We start from the raw sequence: 17,845 nt of genomic DNA, 5'->3' as shown, positions 1-17,845 counted from the left end.
AAAGCGTCAATCCCTGTGAAGAGAACGTTGCATGCGCATTCTGGTGATCGAAGACAACCGCGACATCCTCGCCAATATCCTGGATTACCTGCAGCTCAAGGGCTACACGGCCGATTGCGCCCAGGACGGTCTGTCCGGCCTGCACCTGGCGACCCAGGGCCATTACGACCTGATCGTGCTGGACATCATGCTGCCCGGCCTGGACGGCTACCAGTTGTGCCGCCGCTTGCGCGAAGAGGCGCGCAGCAGCATTCCGATCCTCATGCTCACCGCCCGTGACGCCCTGGAAGACCGCCTGCAGGGGCTGAGTGCGGGCGCCGACGACTACCTGGTCAAACCCTTCGCACTGTCCGAGCTGGTCGCCCGTATCGAAGCCATCCTGCGGCGCTCCCAGGGCAATCGCCGGCGCCTGCTGGAAGTCGCCGACCTCACCTACGACCTGGACACGCTGACCGTGAGCCGCTCCGGTACGCTCATCAAGCTCAACCCGCTGGGCATGAAACTGCTGGCGGTGCTGATGCAACGCTCGCCCGCGGTAGTCCGTCGCGAGGCACTGGAGGAAGCGCTGTGGGGTGATGACTGCCCCGACAGCGACAGCCTGCGCAGCCACATCCACCAGCTGCGCCAGGCCATCGACAAGCCCTTCGGCACCGCGCTGCTGCACACCCTGCATGGCGTGGGCTACCGCCTGGCAGCGAATCGCGATGGCAACTAGACAACCGTTCCGACGGCGCATTCTCATCGCCTTCGTGACCATGACCATTCTGGTCAGCGGGATCTTCTCCCTGAGCATCGTGGCCATCGTTCACCTGATCGAAGAACACCTGGTTTCCGAAGAGCTCGCCCTCGAACTGGGCGTGGTGGTGCAGCAGGATCTGCAGAGCGGACAGGAACCGCGCCTGGACTCGCGCACCCGCTTCTATGCCTCGAACTACCCGCAGTACGCGATCCCCAGCCGCTATGCAGACCTGCCGGAAGGCTTCAGCGAACAGTTCGAGGGCGAGCGGGCCTTCTATATCTTCACCCAGATCATCGGCGGCGAGCGTTACCTGCTGGTGCAGGAACAGAGCGAGTTCGAAAAACGCGAGCAGGTGCTGTTCAACGTGGTGCTCGCCGGCTTTCTGCTTTCCGTACTCGGCGCCCTGGCACTGGGCTGGTTCATGTCCGAGCGGGTGATGCGCCCGGTGAGCAAGCTGGCCAATCAGGTACGCCATCGCGACCAGCTGCTGCCGCTGGCGCCAGCCCTGGCACCGGAGTACCCGGACGACGAAGTCGGCCAACTGGCGGCCGCCTTCGACAGCACCCTGGGACGCTTGCGCCAGTCGCTGGAGCGCGAGCGCCTGTTCACCAGTGACGTCAGCCATGAGCTGCGCACGCCCCTGATGGTCATTGCCAGCTCCTGCGAGCTGCTCTCCCAGGTGGTGCTGGAACCCGCGCAACGCAAGCAGGTGGAACGCATCGAAAGAGCCAGCGCGGAGATGCAGGATCTGGTGCAGACCTTCCTGCAACTGGCCCGGGTCAAAGGCAACGAGAGCCTGTTCGCCGGCAGCGCCAGCCTGCGCCAGATCACCGATGAACAGCTCGACGTATGGGCTCCGCTGATGCGCGAGAAAGGTCTGGATTTCCGCATGGAGGTGGTTGCACAGGACGATGATGTCTACAACCCCACCTTGCTGCGTACGGTGATGGCCAACCTGCTGCGCAACGCCCTGCACTACACCGAAACCGGCTTCGTGAAGCTGACCCTGCAGCCCGGCGGCTTTCGGGTCGAGGACAGCGGCGTCGGCATTCCGCAGCAGCAGCACGAACAGATCTTCGACCCCTTCGTGCGCGGCGAGCAGGCCCGGGGCGAGGGCCTCGGCCTGGGCCTGTCACTGGTCAAGCGGATTTGCGCGCACCAGGGCTGGCAGATCTCGGTGCACAGCCTGCCCGTCACCGGGAGCTGTTTTCAGGTGTCGTTCGAGGCGCCGTCCTGACATTTTTTTCACGTCTGCTTAACGGCTTCATCAGAAGCCGCTGCATAAGATCGAGGCACTACCACCAAGGTGCCTCGCCATGTCCAAGCCCAGATCCATCGAGCTCGCCTTCTCCGGCAAGTACGACCAGAACCATGCTCAGGGTTACCTCAACAAACACCAGGACGGGCTGGCCCGTCGGCTTTCCCACTGGCGCGATCTTCAGGTAGGCCGTAGCGCCCTGCGCCTGGCTGGCGATCCCAACCTGGTGCTGGACCTGCCCTGCGGTGCGGGCCGTTTCTGGCCGATGCTCGCCGAACACCCGAACCGGGTGATCCTGGCCGCCGACAATTCCGCTGACATGCTCAGCACCGCCCTCGCCGCTCAACCAGCCGAGGTGCTCGCCCGGGTAAAAGCCTTCAAGACCTCGGCGTTCGACATCGCCCTGGGCGACAACTCGGTGGACTGCGTGTTCTGCATTCGTCTGCTGCACCACCTCCAGTCAGCGGAACATCGGCTGGCGGCGCTGAGCGAATTTCATCGCGTCACCCGGGACACCGTGATCGTGTCGTTGTGGGTCGACGGCAACTACAAGGCCTGGCGTCGGCGCCGCCTGGAACAGCGCCGTGGCGGTGGCGAGAATCGCTTCGTGGTGCGCCGCGACGAAATCGAATTCGAGTTTCTCAAAGCCGGTTTCCAGATCCTCGGCCACCGCGACTTCCTGCCCGGTTACGCCATGTGGCGCACCTACGTGCTGCGCAAGCGTGAGGTGCTGTAATGGCGACGGTCATCGGCTATCAATCGACTGTTACCGCCAGTTCCACCTTCGAGCGCTGGTGGCAATGCAGCGGCGCCTGGGTGGAGCCCCTCAACCAGCGTCGCGAGGGAGAAAGCGGCGTGCAATTGCTGCAACCACGCAACCCGTCTTACCAGGCGCTGTATAGCAAGCGCCAGACCGGCCATCTGTATCGCAGCCTGCGCCATCCGCTGGGCCGCCCGACCATCGTACGTGAGCTGATCGCCTATCAGGCATTCGCTCGGCTCGGTATTACCGTGCCCAAACTGGTCTACGGCTCGGCCAGAAAGCAACAGGGGCAATGGCAGGCGCTGCTGATCACCCAGGTCCTGCCGGGCTTCGTCAGCCTCGATCAGTGGTACGCCGTGCAGCGAAGCAGCGCGCAGTCGACAAGCATGCTGATGGCATTGGCCAGCACCCTGAAGCGCATGCACCAAGGCCGCTGGCAACATGGCTGCTGTTATCCCAAGCATATCTTCGTCAAGGTCAGCGATATCCAGGGAAGCGCACTTCACGCCGAGATCGCCCTGCTCGACCTGGAAAAAAGCCGCCGACGCTGGCGCGAAACGGATGCATCCCGCCACGATATGCGACAGCTCAAACGCCATCGCGGGGCGATGCCTGAGGAGGATTGGGAGTTTCTGGTAACGGCTTATGATTCGGCGGTAGCGCATTGAGGGCCTCCACGCTCCAGCGTGGGAACACAGGTCAGGGCACTCCACGCCCGCTTCCCCCTCGCCCACTGGAGCGTCCCTCAGTGCATTCCCACGCAGAGCGTGAGGAACGATCAAAGCGGTGTGTTACATCCGTGCCGGGTAACGGGATACGTAGGGTGGATGACGCTTTTCTCATCCACCATCAGCGGCGAGCAGGTGATCAGCTATCGATACGATATTGAATGGTTTGGTGGACCGGGTGGGCCTCGCAGGAGAGTGGTCCCCCTACGTACTCGATCGAGAGCCAGGCCTCAGCTCGCCCATGCGAGCGAGGCGAAAAGGCTTTAACCGTTCATAACACCACTCACAGAAGTTCGATTCCAAAACGGCGCACGATAAACGCCAAAAAACCGAAACACCCGATCGTGATTAAGCTACAAGCAAACAACGCAGACCAGAACCCAATGCGTGGAAGTAGCACGGGAAAAATCAAAAACATCGGCAGCGTTGGGATGACATACCAAAACGTATACCACGCGTGATTCTCTATCCTTGCCGACGGTTGGTTTTCGACGTACAGCCATATGAGTGTCAACACTGTGACCAATGGCATGGCCGCAACGAACCCACCGAGCTTGTCACTGCGCTTTGCCAGCTCCGAGACAAGCACCACGATACCCGCGGTGACAAGGTACTTCACGATCAGGTAGTACATAGTGAACTCCCGAGAGGCAAAATCTTTTAGAAGGTGGGTTCAGCACGCCTCGCGTGAGTGACACGAACGGCTTTGAAGCAATTATCGAATGGCTCTCGGCACGCGATCGGCATCCGCGATTGATTGGTTGAGCTGTCGGAGTTTCCTGAGAGACACCTGAAACTGGCCGTTGCCAGGTATTCGTTTACCTTCGAACTGTTGCCAAACAAGAGCTCCGGGACCATTGTAGATTTCCTCGAATTTTCCGTCGGGAAATACCCTGATGATGATCGTATGCTGCGGCAGACTCCGAAACGCCACGGAGTTTGATTGGGTTGCCTTGATCTCAACCTGCACACCGTCTTTGGTGACGGCGTCATAGCCTTTATTCGATGCGGCTTTAAGTTCAAGCGCATACGCATCCGCGACCAGACACTCCCCAAGGCTGCCGACCATATGGCCATCCGGGGTGAAATGCCTACTGGGGAACATTGCTTCCAGTTCAGCGACCGTGGCGTACAGTTGCCGAACCAACACCTGGAGTTTTTCGTGATCGATCATAAGCACTAACGCTTGTTTAAGGGGCGAGCGTGAGCCCGTGCCAGTGAGCGAAGCGAGCGCTTTGAACCACGCGTTGGACGGCATGCAAGCCATCGTCGTTTTTCCAGTACAACGCTGCTCCATACTGGAGTGACACTGCAAAACGAGCATCCATTGTGCTGGCGACGTGCTTTACAAAGCGCTGCAGATCGCCAAGCGCAGATAAGCCTGCGCGCTCGGAACCTTAACCGTACATAGCAAGGAATGGCCACAGGAAAAGCCATGCCGTTGCCATCTTGTGCATATAACGTCTGGTCATCGAACTCGCATGCGGCGGTTGCGGACAATACGGAGTCGGACAGTTCTTTGACTGCAAGGCGATCGCCACGGGTATTCAATTCGCCTGAATCGTCGCATGCCTTAGAAGCAGCGGCTGTCGAAGGGTGGACATCGGCCTCACGGTGAATATCGAGCCCCCTGTGCGGCCTGGCGATTGACCCAAGGGGTGGCGACACGTCGCCCCAGCGAACGGATTTGGAGCAGTTGCTAGGTTTTCGTATACGCAACCCCGTAAAGTACATTTCGACTGCGCCCTTCGAACTCTGGAATGTAGGCTTTCAGCTTGCTCCAGCCAAGACCATCTAATGCGACTCGAGAAGCGTGCCTCACGCACTCCCACTCCTTATGGTGAAACATGAATTGGTCATTGCAATGATAGGCTTCGTCGCTAAGATTTTCGCACAACTCGAACAAGAGCTTCAGCTGAGTGTTGCTGCTTGCAGGTAATGCACGACCAAAATCGTCCACGAATTGCTGGATGCATAGCATTTTCTCATACCACACTTCGCAGCCGGGGCAGGATGGAGTGGATGAGCTTTGCGCCTCCGGTTCCATGGCGAGGAACTCCAGGCCGGAGCATAGCTCGCAAAAAGAGAGTAATTTCTTATACTCATCGTCTGCATACCACTCCCAGATAGTGGTAGAAAACTCAGTTTCCATGATGACCTAGCGATTGGCTGACAGGCAGACTGAAGCATAGTTCTTGCGGACTCCGCGTAGGGCGGATGGCGCTCTTCCCATCCACCATCAACGTCGACCACCGGTGACGGCGTTGGACAGCCTGATGAATCGTCACATCACGCAGTTAAAGCGTGATTCGCCCTACGAAAAGGGTACCAACCTTACATCAGCCAGTCCTTGACCAGCACATGGGTCTTCACCTTGAAGACCCCGGGAAAGTTCTCGATTTCGCCACGTACTTCAGCCAGCCGCTCCATGGACGGCGCCTCGAGATACAGCAGCATGTCGGTCTCGCCGCTGATGCCCGAGCAGCGGCGGACTTCCGGGAATGCACGCATGCGTTCGACGTAATGCTCGCAGCGCCCGCCGGTGTAGAACAGTTCCAGGTAGGCCCGCACCGCAATGGTGGTGGGCTCGGCGATACGCGCGTGATAGCCCTGAATGACCCCGGACGCCTCCAGCTGGCGGATGCGCTCGCTCACCGCGGAGCGTGACAGATTGACCTGCCGGGCGACCTCGGTGACGGTCAGGCGCGCATCGGCGCGCAGCAAAGCGATGATGCGTTGATCGAACTTGTCCACGAGGCTCTCTGCGTCCATCTGCACATACAAGGTGGCGGGCATTCCCGCCGTTTCGTCGGTACCCTCCGACGCTTCGCCAGCAGCCACCGAAGCAGCGCGGCCTTACCATGGCGTCCTGGCACAGCAGCGCACCGCACCGGGCAGTTGCCGTCACGTCAGGACGAGCGAGAGCATACAACATGAGTCGATTGAACAAGGAATTGGGGCTGCTGCAGGGCGTCGCTCTGCTCTGCACCTCGCTGCTGGGCACCGGGGTGTTCGTGATCCCGGCACTGGCCGCCACTGCCGCCGGGGACATCTCACTGTGGGCCTGGCTGCTGCTGATCGCGCTGGTTCTGCCAATGGCCTTCACCTTCGCCCAGCTCGGCCGCAGTTACCCCCATGCTGGCGGTGCACCGCACCTGATCGGTCGTGCATTCGGCGAGCGCATGGAGCGCTTGAGCGCGTTTCTGTTCCTGGCCGTTTTACCCGTAGGCTTGCCGGCGGCGCTGAACATCGCCAGCGGTTTCTGGCACGCGCTGTTCGCACTCAACGACCTGGCGGTTCTGGCCATTCAACTGCTGACGCTGGGCATCATCCTGTTGCTCGGCCAGCGCCCGGCACGCACCTCCGGCAGTGTGCAGATCGTCATCGCCCTGGCCATCGTCGCCACCATCGCACTGATCTGGTTCAAAGGCGACCTGCCCCACGCCGATCGACCGCTGCTGCCGCCCCTGGCGGGCAACTGGCAATTGCTGCCGGTGGCCCTGGGCGTGATGTTCTGGTGCTTCGTGGGCATCGAGGCCTTCACGCACCTGGGCGAGGAGTTCAGGAACCCGCAACGCGACTTTCCCCTGGCCCTGCTGCTCGGCGTGGTGCTCGCCGGCCTGGTGTACTGGGCCTGTTCGGTGGCGGTGCTGAGCTTTCACGCCTACGGCGATGCGCGCACCGACGCGGCCTCGCTGCCCCGCATGCTCGACCTGCTGCTGGGCGACCAAGCCCGCTGGCTCAGCGCGAGTATCGGCTACCTGGCCTGTTTCGCCTCCATGAACGTGTATATCCAGGGCTTCGCGCGGCTGATCTGGAGCCTGGCCGACGAAGGCAAGCTGCCGCGCCCGCTGGCCGTCCGCAACGCCAATGGCGTGCCTGCCAGGGCACTGCTGCTGGTAGTGGTCAGCTGCGCACTGAGCACCACGGTGATCTGGTGCCTGTCGCTGTCGCTGGATCAACTGATCCGCTATGCCAACGGCAACTTCATCGTCATCTACCTGCTCAGCATGGCCGCCGGCTGGGTACTGCTCGAGGGACTATGGCGCTGGCTGGCCGGCATCAGTGCCCTGCTTTGCCTGGGCATTTTGCTGATGCTCGGCGTCGATGCGCTATATGCCATCGGCCTGCTGGGGTTGCTGACATTGCTCGACCACAGGCGCCAGGTCCGGCGCAACGCCGTTGCCCCTGGCTGACCGAGCGACCGGCGACCAAACCGCCAACAGTCGGGTAGACTCTCTCACAGCCCTGGCCGCTTTCAGCGGCCCTTTTGCGTCACGCCCGAAGAGATTTCCCATGCCGATCCGCCACTGTATCGTCCACCTGATCGACAAGAAACCCGACGGCAGCCCTGCCGTGCTGCACGCCCGCGACAGCGAACTGGGCGCCTCCAAGGCCATCGAGAACATGCTCGCCGACCTCAACGAGAGCTATAACGCCAAACAGGGCAAAGCCTGGGGCTTCTTTCATGAGGAATCCGGCGCCTACCCCTTCAGTGGCTGGTTGAAAACCTACCTCGATGAAGGCCAGGAATTTGCGCCGTTCAGCCGTCAGGCCGTGGAGCATCTGCAGAAGCTGATGGAAGAGTCCAACCTGTCCACCGGTGGTCACGTACTGTTCGCCCATTATCAGCAAGGCATGACCGACTACCTGGCCATCGCCCTGCTGCACCACAGCGAAGGTGTCGCCGTGAACGACGCCCTGGACGTGACCCCGGCCAAGCACCTGGATCTGGGCCAGCTGCACCTGGCGGCGCGAATCAACATCAGCGAGTGGCGCAACAACAAGCAGTCGAAGCAGTACATCTCCTTCATCAAAGGCAAGAACGGCAAGAAGGTCTCGGAGTACTTCCGCGACTTCATCGGCTGCCAGGAAGGCGTCGACTCGCCCAGCGAGACACGCACCCTGCTCAAGGCCTTCAGCGACTTCGTCGAGAGCGAAGACCTGCCCGAAGAGCAGGCACGGGCCAAGACCGACACCCTGGTCGACTACGCCACCAGCCAGGCCAAGATGGGCGAGCCGATGACCCTGGAAGAACTCTCCGGGCTGATCGACGAAGAGCGGCCCAAAGCGTTCTACGAGCATATCCGCAACAAGGACTACGGCCTGTCGCCGGAGATCCCTGCCGACAAGCGCACGCTGAGCCAGTTCCGCCGCTTCACCGGCCGCGCCGAAGGCCTGTCGATCAGCTTCGAGGCCCACCTGCTGGGCTCGAAGATCGACTACGACGAGGCCTCGGGCACCCTGACCATTCGCAACCTGCCGACCCAGCTGACCGACCAGTTGAAACGCCGCAAGGATTGAGCGATAACGCTAGGGCCACCCTGCCGAGACGCCCCTCATGAAACGGATTTTGCTGATTCTCGCGGTGCTCGCCGCCTGGCAACACTGGGATCGCCTCGAGCCGATGCTGCTGGGCAAGCCGCAGCAGGTGGCCGGCCAGGGTGACGTCATCCTCTACGCCACCAGCTGGTGCGGCTACTGTGCCAAGACCCGCGAATTCCTCGGTGAACGCGGTATCGCCTACACCGAACTGGACATCGAAAAATCCCCCGAAGCCCGTCGCGCCTACGAAGCCCTTGGCGGCCGCGGCGTGCCAGTGCTCAAGGTCAACGGCACGGTGATCCACGGCTACAACCCGCAGGGGATTCTGGCGGCTTATTGAGCCACCCGGGCAGCTTTCGCGGCTTGCGATCAGGCCGCAGGTGGTTACCGCGAAGTGCTGCGCCGCCCACCTGAACGTCATCCCCTGCCCTGCAGTCATAACAGGCACTTAGGCCATGCCTCTCAAGGTGCGTCATGCGTTTGATACCCGAACTGGACAGTGATGCGCGCGTACTCATAGCCGGCGCCAGCCGAGGTATCGGCCTGGCCCTGTGCACCGCATTGCTGGCTCGCGATGATGTGACCCAGCTATGGGCCGTGGCCCGGCAAGCCAGCACCTCTGCCGAGCTGGCCAAACTGGCCGCGCAATACGGCAAACGCCTGAAGCGGGTCGACTGCGACGGGCGCAATGAGCAATCCCTCGAAGCACTGGTAAGTGAAGTGCGTGGAGAATGCGACCACCTGCACCTCGTCATCAGCACCCTGGGCATCCTTCACCAGGACGGTGCAAAGGCGGAAAAGAGTCTGTCGCAACTGACCCTGGCAAGCCTGCAGGCGAGCTTCGCGACCAATACCCTCGCGCCGATCCTGCTGCTCAAGCATCTGCTCCCGTTACTGCGCAAACAGCCCGCGACCTTCGCAGCGCTCTCCGCAAGGGTCGGCTCCATTGGCGATAACCGCCTGGGCGGCTGGTACAGCTACCGGGCCAGCAAAGCGGCGCTCAACCAGCTGCTGCATACGGCCAGCATCGAACTGAAACGCCTGAACCCGGCCTCAACCGTCCTGGCGATACACCCCGGCACGACAGACACGCAGCTGTCTGAGCCATTCCAGGCGAAGGTGCCCGAAGGGCAACTGTTCGAGCCGGCGTTCTCGGCGGATCGCATCATCGAGATGATAGGCGCCCATGGAGCGGACGACAGCGGGAGCTTCTGGGCTTGGGACAATAAGCCGATTGTCTGGTGATTTGAGACGCGCGCAAGCAAAATGATTGTCAACCCGGCTCATCTTTTCTGACGGCTGCAATCGGCCAAATAGCGGACATCTGAAAAGCATCCAGCTGTTGTGCCATCGGCACGTCGACAAAACGGAGGTTGATATTGGGAAATGCTCAGGGCAAACGAGTCGTTGTCATTGGTGCAGGCATCGTAGGCGCGTCACTTGCGTATCACCTGGCTGGTAAAGGTGCGAATGTCACCTTGGTCGAGGCGGAAAGCATAGCGTCGGGAGTGACAGGAAGTTCATTCGCTTGGATCAATACCACACCCCCCGAACCTGACCCAATTGCGCGCCTGCGCGGTTCTGCGATCAAAGATTACCGCCGACTCGAAACGCAGCTGCCTGGTCTGGAGATACGATGGACAGGCGCCTTGTCATACAGCGAGATGTCGAATGCGACGCTGTCGGCTTCGGGTAAGCAGGCATCGGAAAACTTGGTCTCTCGATCGAAGATTCTCGACCTTGAGCCAAATCTTAAGAATCCTCCTGAGTCTGCCTTATTTGTAGCGGAAGAAGGGGCACTCGACGCAGTGGCAGTTACGCATGCGTTAATCACGGGTGCCGAGGCATATGGGGCGAAGATTCTCACTCAGACGCGAGTGCTCGGTTTTATAACCCAGAATGCAAAGGTGTCCGGGGTTGAAACAACAATAGGCAGCATTGACGCCGATATAGTCGTATTGGCAGCCGGGACAGGTATTACGAAGCTGACAGACATGCTTGAGGTGACGCTACCAATAAAGGCCTCGCCTGCCATTTTCATCCGCTACAAGTCACAACCCGACCTCGTGCACACACTGATCTCCAGTCCAGAAATGGAAGTGAGGCAAAGCTCGGATGGCGCGTTGCTGGCGGCAGAAGATTACCTGGACGAAGCCATGGATAATCAGCCGTTAGCAATAGCACTTCGAACTGCCAAGACAATCCGGAACGAACTCCATGGGGTTGTTTCAATAGTTCCGGAACGGGCTTGTGTCGGACTCAGGCCCATACCAGCCGATGGTATCCCTATTATCGGTTATCTACCTCAAATGGTCGGCGTCTATGTTTGCGCAATGCACCCTGGAATTACTTTGGCCGCGGTAGTCGGGCGCCTTGCCAGCGAGGAAATTATTGATGGCATGGCATCAAGTTTCCTTTACCCATGCCGGCCCGATAGATTCTTCCAAGCGTAGTGGCTCCTCCTGTGAGACAGCTATCGGCCAGAAGCGGACTTTCGACTACGTCCGTTGACGGCCAATTGCAGTCATACAGGAAAGGCAGAAAACGACCCGGGGTAGGACCTCGGCCGTTCGGACGCTGCCCTCATTACGACTTTCATCTTGAGCCGCTCCCAACTCGTTCCAACCGCAGCTGTATAAATTCCAGCAACGCCCGAACCCGCGCGGTCACGGAATGGCGGTGGCTGTACGCGCCAAGCAATTGCAGCGGCGCAGCGCGAAGGTCCAGCGACACTTCCCGCAATCGGCCCGCGGCAAGATCTTCCTGGCATGGATAGGCTGCCACTATCGCGAAACCGATGCCTTGCCGCGCGCCCGCCAACGCAAGCTCTCCGCTGTTGACACGATAGCGACTACGCACAGACACCTTCACGATTTCGCCTGTGCCGTCGAGAAACAGCCAGGGCTGGCCCTTCAATGCGCTCAGTGTAGTAATGCACGGCAAGGACTCTAGTTCGCGCACTTGTCGCGGAGTTCCCGTTTTGGCTAACAGAGCGGGAGCCGCGACCACAATGCTGGGTAGCGTAGCGAGTTCGCGGGTGATGATGGTGCTGTCATCCTGGCGCCCACGATGGAAGACGATGGAGAGGTCCACGTCTTCCCGGAGCGCTTCTAAACCGGTCAGGCGTGTGTCGCACTCCAATTCGACGCCGGGATGGAGGCTACAGAATTCGGCCAGGATAGGGGCCAGTAGCCTTGGCGCTTCGCCTGGCATGCACATCCTTAAGGGCCCCCGCAGTTCATGCTGCACCGCGCCAAGTTCTTCCTCAGTGGAGAGCAAGGAGTCGAGCAAAGGTTTTGCACGTTCGTAGAGAAGTCTGCCGGCTTCAGTCATGCGCAGGTGGCGAGTACTTCGCTCCAGCAAGCGAACGCCCAATCTGCGTTCCAGCGAGGCGACGTGGCGGCTGACGTTAGAGGATGGCAGGGACAGCAGGCGCGCCGCGCCGGCAAAGCTTTGTGCATCGACGACCGCCACGTATACACGGACGGTGTTCAGGTCGAGGGCATTGCGCATGATTATCCCGATTAAGGTATTAAAGTCGCCCATTTTTACATAATAGTTCTCCCCATTGACGGAATCTAAGATGCTGTCTCGTCCGATGGGTTGTCGCCGATGGCGCGTTGGGGCGGATTGAATAGGAGATCCAGCGTGGAAATCGGAATACTTGGCGGCGGAATTGCGGGGTTGAGCGTGGCGCTTGCCTTGCGCAAGCGGGGACACAGTCCCCGGGTATATGAGCGCCGGGCGGGGCCAGCGACCATGGGGGCTGGCGTGACGCTTTGGCCCAACGCTGGCTTTGTGCTGGAGGAACTGGACCTCCTCCAAGACATCGCGGCAGCGGGTGGCCGGCCAGTGGTAGTGCGCCGCCAGGACGCTGCGGGCAATTCGTTGGGGGGCATAGATATCGCGCTGCTGGACGAGACAATGGGATATCCGACTCATACCATTTTGCGGAGGGACTTGCAGGCCGTGCTGCTGAAGCATGCGGCACAGAGCGGAATCCCGGTGGAGTTCGGGCATCGGGCGGTGGGGATAGATCTGGAGGCTAATGGCAAAGCGGTGGCGCGCTTCCAGAACGGGGTGAGTATCCGTCCAGATCTGCTTATCGGCGCCGATGGCCGTATGGGGTCGGTGGCACGCGAGTTCGTTGCGGGGGATAACACGCCGGTTTATCAGGGATTTGTGAACTGGATAGGTGTGGCGCAGGGGGAAAGTGCGTTGGTGAGCGATATAGCGATTCAGGACTATTGGGGTTCGGGCAATCGCTTCGGTTGCGTGCCGGTCCGGCCGGAGTTGGTCTACTGGGCAGCGGCGCAGGCGCGGCCATTGTCAGGGCCGACGCCCGCAGCCGATATGCGCAAGGAGATCGAGGATCTGTTCGCGGGATGGCCGGAGCCTATCGCCCGTATCATCCAGGCGACGCCGACGCACGCCATCCGAATGATTGCCGTGCACGACTTGGAGCCGCTGCACGCGTGGAGCCGGGCTAATGTGCTGCTTGTGGGAGATGCGGCGCACGCGCCGTTGCCGACATCGGGCCAGGGCGCTTGTCAGGCGTTGGAAGACGCTTGGCACCTTGCTAGATGCCTGGAAGGAACGAACGGCCTTGATGAAGCCTTGCAGCGCTTCGCGGAGATCCGCGGGCCGAAGACCGCCAAGCTGGCCGAGCAGGGTCGAGTCTTCGCTCGAGGTCTGTTTGCCACTGATCCTGAAACCTGCCGCATTCGCAATGAACGCGCCAAGGCGTCCGATCCCTTGCGTGACGTGCAGGCCTTGGCGACAGGATGGTCACAGGGTTTGCCGATGACGGGCTGCACGGACAGCACGCCGATGGATGGCGCTGACTTCGGCAGTCTGTACCGCCTCTGAAAGACTGTGGCAATCTGGACACCGCATGGCGTCTCCGGCCCCGAGACGCCTCACTGTAAACCGTGGCCCATGACATTGCCCGCCGCGCTGGAGCGCCAAGTCTGGCAGCTCACACTGATGCTCTTCATATGTCGGCTTCTGGCCGGCAGCGAACGTTGGCTATAGGCAGCTACCAGCTAGGAGCGGACAGTGATCCCAATAGATTAATCTTTCCCCCTTCTATGTGCATAACGGTCGTGGTATCCACACCGAGCCATCGCACCATCACGTCAGGTCATGAAGGTCTTTGGTGATAGCCGGGTCAATTGCAAATTCCGAGAAGCGGATGACAAGCCCGCTTCGTTTCGGGGTACAGGCCGTGGGGCCAACCTGGTAGGTATCGGCAACCGGGAATGGGGCCAGCCGCAGCAGTGGCCAGAAGCTGCCGTCGCGGGACGCCTGGATACGCATCGCGCCATTTGAAAGGGTGACGCGGATATAGAAGTCTTCCAACGCCTTGAAGGGCTGTGAGACCGACCAATCCGATTTCCCATCGGTGACGACGGTGCTTAGAAACGCTTCCCCGTCGGTGTACTCCACCCCGGTCTTTACCCAACGCTTCTCGTCGAGACGCACCATCAGCCCTGCCTGGTCGTACAAGGAGCGGAATTCGCCCTGGATGCGGATTGTCGCCGTGAAACCGTCTGCGCTGGCAATGCCTAAAAAGTGCCCCGTGTCGCGGGTAAAGCCATAATGGGTCTCGCGCCAGAAATCCGTTTTTGGATCGGTTGTCATCGTCAGGCTGTGTTCCGAAACCGCTGAGGTGGCGGGACGATTCAGCCATTCGCCGCGTCTAAAATCGATATTCATACGCAGGCTCCATGCGAGACGAGATAAGGGCGTTGATACCGACCGCTCGAAAAAGCGATCAGCAACCCTATGCAAAGTCGACCGAACCGTGCACCTCAGTCAAGACTCGCTGCCGACATTTAACCTGTCGAGTTTCAGACTTGAGGGGACGAGGGCTTCTTTTCTCAGCCCTAGGCGTGAGCCAGTTTAGATGCACCGCTTGTAATGGATAACATAGAGGGGCTTGCGTACTGGCCTTCTGGCCACTGGCGGCCACAACCAAGCCAGCTCTTATGCACAATGGCAGTTGAAGGGCCACACGCAGCCAGGTCGCTCAGTGCGCGCGCGCCCCGACGCCATCGCTGTCATGCCGCCACTGCCGTGGGCTGACGCCGAACCAGCGGCGGAACGCTCGGGAGAAGGCGCTGACTTCCGAGTAGCCGAGCAACGGTGCCAGGTTGGAGATGGGCAACTGGTGCTGGCGCAGGTAATGGATCGCCAGCTCGCAGCGCAGTTTGTCGACCATGCCGGAAAAGGTCAGGCCCTGGTCGCGCAGGCGCCGTTGCAGTGACCAACTGCTCATGGCCAGCTGTTCGGCGACGAGTTCCAGCACGGGTTCACCGCTCAGCAGTTGCTGGCGGATCTGTTCGCGCACGTCGTCGGCCAGATCACGCTGGCCGCATGCGCTCTGGTTGCTGAGGCGGCTGAGCGAGTCCTGCATGACCAGCAGCAGTACCGGGTCGTTCTGCGGCATGGCGCGATCCAGGCCGCGCTTGGGAATGACCAGCGAGTTGAATGGCCGCTCGAAATACACCGGCGCATCGAAGACTTTGCAGTGCTCGTGCCAGTGCTCCGGGCGCGGGTGCTCGAAGTGCACCGCACGCGGCGCCCAGTGGCTGCCCAGCACATGGCGGATCAGGTTGAGAGCCATGCCCAGGGTCAGTTCGGCATCCTGGCGCCGACAGAGGATGGCGCCATGGCGTACCTGGTAGTCGAAACGGTAACAGTCGCCCTCGTCCACCAGGCGGATCAGGCTGTCGCGCTGATGCAGCGGAAACGCCTGGGCGAAATTGATCAGCGCCTGCTCGAGCGTGGCCGAGCACAGGCCGATGTAGCCCAGCAGCCCGAGCGCCTGGGGCTTGAACTGCTGGCCGTAGTACAGGCCGAAGTTGTCGCAGCCGGACTGGCGCGATGCCTCCTCCAGGACCTGGCAGTAATTGGGCAGGGCCAGGCTCAGGGTCGGGTGGCGCAGGCACTCCGGGTCGATGCCGGACATGCCGAGGATGCGGTCCGCGTCACCGCCGTGTTTCTCGATGAAACCGCATAGACCATTGGCGGCCGCCGCCAGCACGCCAGCGTTGCTTGGTGAGCCGGCCATCATCGACAGGGTGGCCGGCGGGGCGATAAGGGAGGTCATCCGGCGCTCCTTCGTGACAATTCGTTTCACGAAGCAAGAACCACGCCGGGCGCCGCGACATAGCCAAGCGCTTGTCATTACAGGATTTTCCGTCCGCAAGCGGGGGGCAATGCGCGCCCATTGCCCCAAAACGAGTCATATGGAAACACCTGCACCGAAACGACGCAGCCCGGTTTGACCGCACGCGACACCTGCCCGTGGCGCACGGAAAACTTGACCTTGGGCGACAGCCGTCCACGCGCTGGGTCAAGTCGCGGCCATGAAACCGGCTCATGATGATGGCGCGCTCATCACTACAACAATCGCCGTTTGCGGAGTGATGCCCATGATCCCTGCCAAGCCGCTCAGCCTGGACACCGGGCCACTGACCCGCAGCACCACCCGCCCGCAGGGGTGCTTCTGACCTGCCATTGCCCCATACCGTGACGCCGTGCTGCCGGGCAGCGCGGCCTTAAAGGAGTCCTGCCCATGTCCAAACAGACGCACACCACCACCGCCCTGCCAGGCGGAGTGGAAACCGAAGCCGTTGGCGCCGAGTACTTCGCCAGCCGGCAATTGAAGCAAGGCGCTGCCGGCTGGATCCTGCTGATCGGCCTCGGCGTCGCCTACGTGATTTCCGGCGACTACGCCGGCTGGAACTTCGGCCTGGCCCAGGGCGGCTGGGGCGGCATGTTCATCGCCACCCTGCTGATGGCGACCATGTACCTGTGCATGTGCTTCTCGCTGGCCGAACTGTCGTCGATGATTCCCACCGCCGGCGGCGGCTATGGGTTCACCCGCACCGCCTTCGGGCCTTGGGGCGGCTTCCTCACCGGTACCGCGATCCTCATCGAGTATGCCATCGCCCCCGCCGCCATCGCCTGTTTCATCGGCGCCTACTGCGAGTCGCTGTTCGGCGTCGGTGGCTGGATCATCTACCTGGTGTTCTACGTGGTGTTCATCGGCATCCACATCCTCGGTGCCGGTGAGGCGCTGAAGCTGATGTTCGCGATCACCGCCGTGGCGGCTATCGCGCTGGGCGTGTACATCGTGGCCATGGTGCCGCACTTTCAGGTCGCCAATCTGTTCGATATTCCGGCTACCGAAGCCACTGGCGCCAGTGCCTTCCTGCCATTCGGCTACCTGGGCATCTGGGCGGCGCTGCCCTACGCGATCTGGTTCTTCCTGGCGGTCGAAGGCGTGCCGCTGGCTGCCGAAGAAACCAAGGACCCCAAGCGCGACCTGCCCCGCGGCCTGATCGGTGCGATGCTGGTGCTGCTGGCCTTCGCCGGGCTGATCCTGCTGGTCGGCCCCGGCGCCGCCGGTGCTCAGTCGCTGATCGCCTCGGGCAACCCGCTGGTGGAATCGCTGGTCAAGGTCTATGGCGGCTCCACCTGGATGAGCCAGTTCGTCAACCTGGTAGGCCTTGCGGGTCTGATCGCCAGCTTCTTCTCGATCATCTACGCCTATTCGCGGCAGATCTTCGCCCTGTCGCGCGCCGGTTACCTGCCCCGCGGCTTGTCGCTGACCAACCGCAACAAGGCCCCGGTGATGGCGCTGATCGTGCCGGGCATCATCGGCTTCGGTCTGTCGCTGAGCGGCCAGGGTGATCTGCTGATTCTGGTGGCGGTATTCGGCGCGACGCTGTCCTATGTACTGATGATGGCCGCACATATCACCCTGCGCGTGCGCCGCCCGGACATGCCACGCCCGTACCGTACCCCCGGTGGCGTGCTGACCTCGTCGGTCGCGTTGGTGCTGGCAGCGGTGGCATTGGTCGCCGGTTTCCTGGTCGACCCACGGGTCGTGATCGGCGCGGCCATCATCTACGCTCTGTTCATCGCCTACTTCGCCTTGTACAGCCGTCACCACCTGGTATCCGGCACGCCGGAGGAAGAGTTCGCCGCCATCCAGGCCGCCGAACGCTCCCTGCGCTGAT

Annotated in this window: 18 protein-coding genes; 11 read left to right on the top strand and 7 right to left on the bottom strand. The window is 61.2% G+C overall.

The genetic code is table 11. The features are described from left to right. Positions 1–31: 31 nt before the first annotated feature. The 4 genes from BLR94_RS14000 to BLR94_RS13985 all read left to right on the top strand — a co-directional run bounded on the left by BLR94_RS14000 (position 32) and on the right by BLR94_RS13985 (position 3,428). Positions 32–715 carry a response regulator transcription factor gene (locus tag BLR94_RS14000; RefSeq protein ID WP_084306368.1) on the top strand — a complete coding sequence of 228 codons (684 nt, stop codon included), beginning with the start codon at positions 32–34 and terminating at the stop codon, positions 713–715. After that, positions 705–1,976 carry a sensor histidine kinase gene (locus tag BLR94_RS13995; protein WP_084306367.1) on the top strand — a complete coding sequence of 424 codons (1,272 nt, stop codon included), beginning with the start codon at positions 705–707 and terminating at the stop codon, positions 1,974–1,976. Before BLR94_RS14000 ends, BLR94_RS13995 begins: the two co-directional genes overlap by 11 nt. Before the next feature lie 79 nt (positions 1,977–2,055). Continuing rightward, complete coding sequence (locus BLR94_RS13990) at positions 2,056–2,733, top strand: class I SAM-dependent methyltransferase (protein ID WP_084306366.1); 678 nt, start codon at positions 2,056–2,058, stop codon at positions 2,731–2,733. Continuing rightward, the gene (locus BLR94_RS13985; protein WP_084306365.1) at positions 2,733–3,428 is read left to right on the top strand and encodes a lipopolysaccharide kinase InaA family protein; all 696 of its coding nucleotides are present in this window, start codon (positions 2,733–2,735) and stop codon (positions 3,426–3,428) included. The genes BLR94_RS13990 and BLR94_RS13985 overlap by 1 nt, the downstream gene beginning before the upstream one ends. Positions 3,429–3,771: 343 nt before the next feature. Here the strand turns inward: BLR94_RS13985 and BLR94_RS13980 are convergent, their stop codons facing one another. The 4 genes from BLR94_RS13980 to BLR94_RS13965 form a co-directional block, all read right to left on the bottom strand. Further along, positions 3,772–4,122, bottom strand: coding sequence for a DUF3147 family protein (locus BLR94_RS13980; RefSeq protein ID WP_084306364.1), 351 nt, complete (start codon positions 4,120–4,122; stop codon positions 3,772–3,774). Positions 4,123–4,203: 81 nt separating this feature from the next. After that, positions 4,204–4,746 carry a DUF6998 domain-containing protein gene (locus BLR94_RS13975; RefSeq protein ID WP_208601348.1) on the bottom strand — a complete coding sequence of 181 codons (543 nt, stop codon included), beginning with the start codon at positions 4,744–4,746 and terminating at the stop codon, positions 4,204–4,206. Between the two features lie 441 nt (positions 4,747–5,187). Then, positions 5,188–5,640: a hypothetical protein gene (locus BLR94_RS13970; protein ID WP_084306363.1), complete on the bottom strand. Its 453-nt coding sequence runs from the start codon at positions 5,638–5,640 to the stop codon at positions 5,188–5,190. 182 nt (positions 5,641–5,822) lie between these two features. After that, positions 5,823–6,242, bottom strand: coding sequence for an Lrp/AsnC family transcriptional regulator (locus BLR94_RS13965; RefSeq protein ID WP_084306387.1), 420 nt, complete (start codon positions 6,240–6,242; stop codon positions 5,823–5,825). Positions 6,243–6,421: 179 nt separating this feature from the next. Between BLR94_RS13965 and yjeH the strand changes: the two genes are divergently transcribed. From yjeH to BLR94_RS13940, 5 genes are all read left to right on the top strand, one after another. Next, positions 6,422–7,684, top strand: a complete 1,263-nt coding sequence (gene yjeH / locus BLR94_RS13960; protein ID WP_084306362.1) for an L-methionine/branched-chain amino acid transporter — start codon at positions 6,422–6,424, stop codon at positions 7,682–7,684. 100 nt (positions 7,685–7,784) lie between these two features. Next, a complete protein-coding gene (gene yejK, locus BLR94_RS13955; RefSeq protein WP_084306361.1) occupies positions 7,785–8,792 on the top strand; it encodes a nucleoid-associated protein YejK in 1,008 nt (335 codons plus the stop codon). Positions 8,793–8,829: 37 nt separating this feature from the next. Further along, positions 8,830–9,153 (top strand): glutaredoxin family protein, encoded by a 324-nt coding sequence (locus tag BLR94_RS13950; protein ID WP_084306360.1) that lies wholly within the window; start codon positions 8,830–8,832, stop codon positions 9,151–9,153. 134 nt (positions 9,154–9,287) lie between these two features. After that, a complete protein-coding gene (locus BLR94_RS13945; RefSeq protein WP_084306359.1) occupies positions 9,288–10,058 on the top strand; it encodes an SDR family NAD(P)-dependent oxidoreductase in 771 nt (256 codons plus the stop codon). A 134-nt stretch (positions 10,059–10,192) separates the two neighbouring features. Then, positions 10,193–11,266: an NAD(P)/FAD-dependent oxidoreductase gene (locus BLR94_RS13940; RefSeq protein WP_084306358.1), complete on the top strand. Its 1,074-nt coding sequence runs from the start codon at positions 10,193–10,195 to the stop codon at positions 11,264–11,266. 142 nt (positions 11,267–11,408) lie between these two features. On the opposite strand, the gene BLR94_RS13935 is transcribed toward BLR94_RS13940, so the two are convergent. Beyond that, complete coding sequence (locus BLR94_RS13935) at positions 11,409–12,326, bottom strand: LysR family transcriptional regulator (RefSeq protein WP_084306386.1); 918 nt, start codon at positions 12,324–12,326, stop codon at positions 11,409–11,411. Between the two features lie 135 nt (positions 12,327–12,461). Here BLR94_RS13935 and BLR94_RS13930 point away from each other — a divergent pair, with 135 nt between their 5' ends. After that, positions 12,462–13,682, top strand: a complete 1,221-nt coding sequence (locus tag BLR94_RS13930; RefSeq protein WP_084306357.1) for an FAD-dependent monooxygenase — start codon at positions 12,462–12,464, stop codon at positions 13,680–13,682. 264 nt (positions 13,683–13,946) lie between these two features. Here BLR94_RS13930 and BLR94_RS13925 read toward each other — a convergent pair whose 3' ends face one another. Together BLR94_RS13925 and qhpR are read right to left on the bottom strand one after the other, a co-directional pair. Beyond that, on the bottom strand, positions 13,947–14,531 hold the full coding sequence (locus BLR94_RS13925) for a DUF1349 domain-containing protein (protein ID WP_084306356.1): 585 nt from the start codon (positions 14,529–14,531) through the stop codon (positions 13,947–13,949). Positions 14,532–14,844: 313 nt separating this feature from the next. After that, entirely contained in the window at positions 14,845–15,927 is a 1,083-nt protein-coding gene (gene qhpR / locus BLR94_RS13920; RefSeq protein WP_084306355.1) for an AraC-like transcriptional regulator QhpR, read from the bottom strand. Positions 15,928–16,395: 468 nt separating this feature from the next. Here qhpR and eat point away from each other — a divergent pair, with 468 nt between their 5' ends. After that, positions 16,396–17,844 carry an ethanolamine permease gene (gene eat / locus BLR94_RS13915; RefSeq protein ID WP_084306354.1) on the top strand — a complete coding sequence of 483 codons (1,449 nt, stop codon included), beginning with the start codon at positions 16,396–16,398 and terminating at the stop codon, positions 17,842–17,844. Position 17,845 lies beyond the last annotated feature (1 nt).

The sequence above is a fragment of the Phytopseudomonas flavescens genome (assembly GCF_900100535.1).
Classification (GTDB): domain Bacteria; phylum Pseudomonadota; class Gammaproteobacteria; order Pseudomonadales; family Pseudomonadaceae; genus Aquipseudomonas; species Aquipseudomonas flavescens.
The sequence above is the reverse complement of the archived record's forward strand: the minus strand, read 5'-3'. Positions and strand labels throughout refer to the sequence as shown.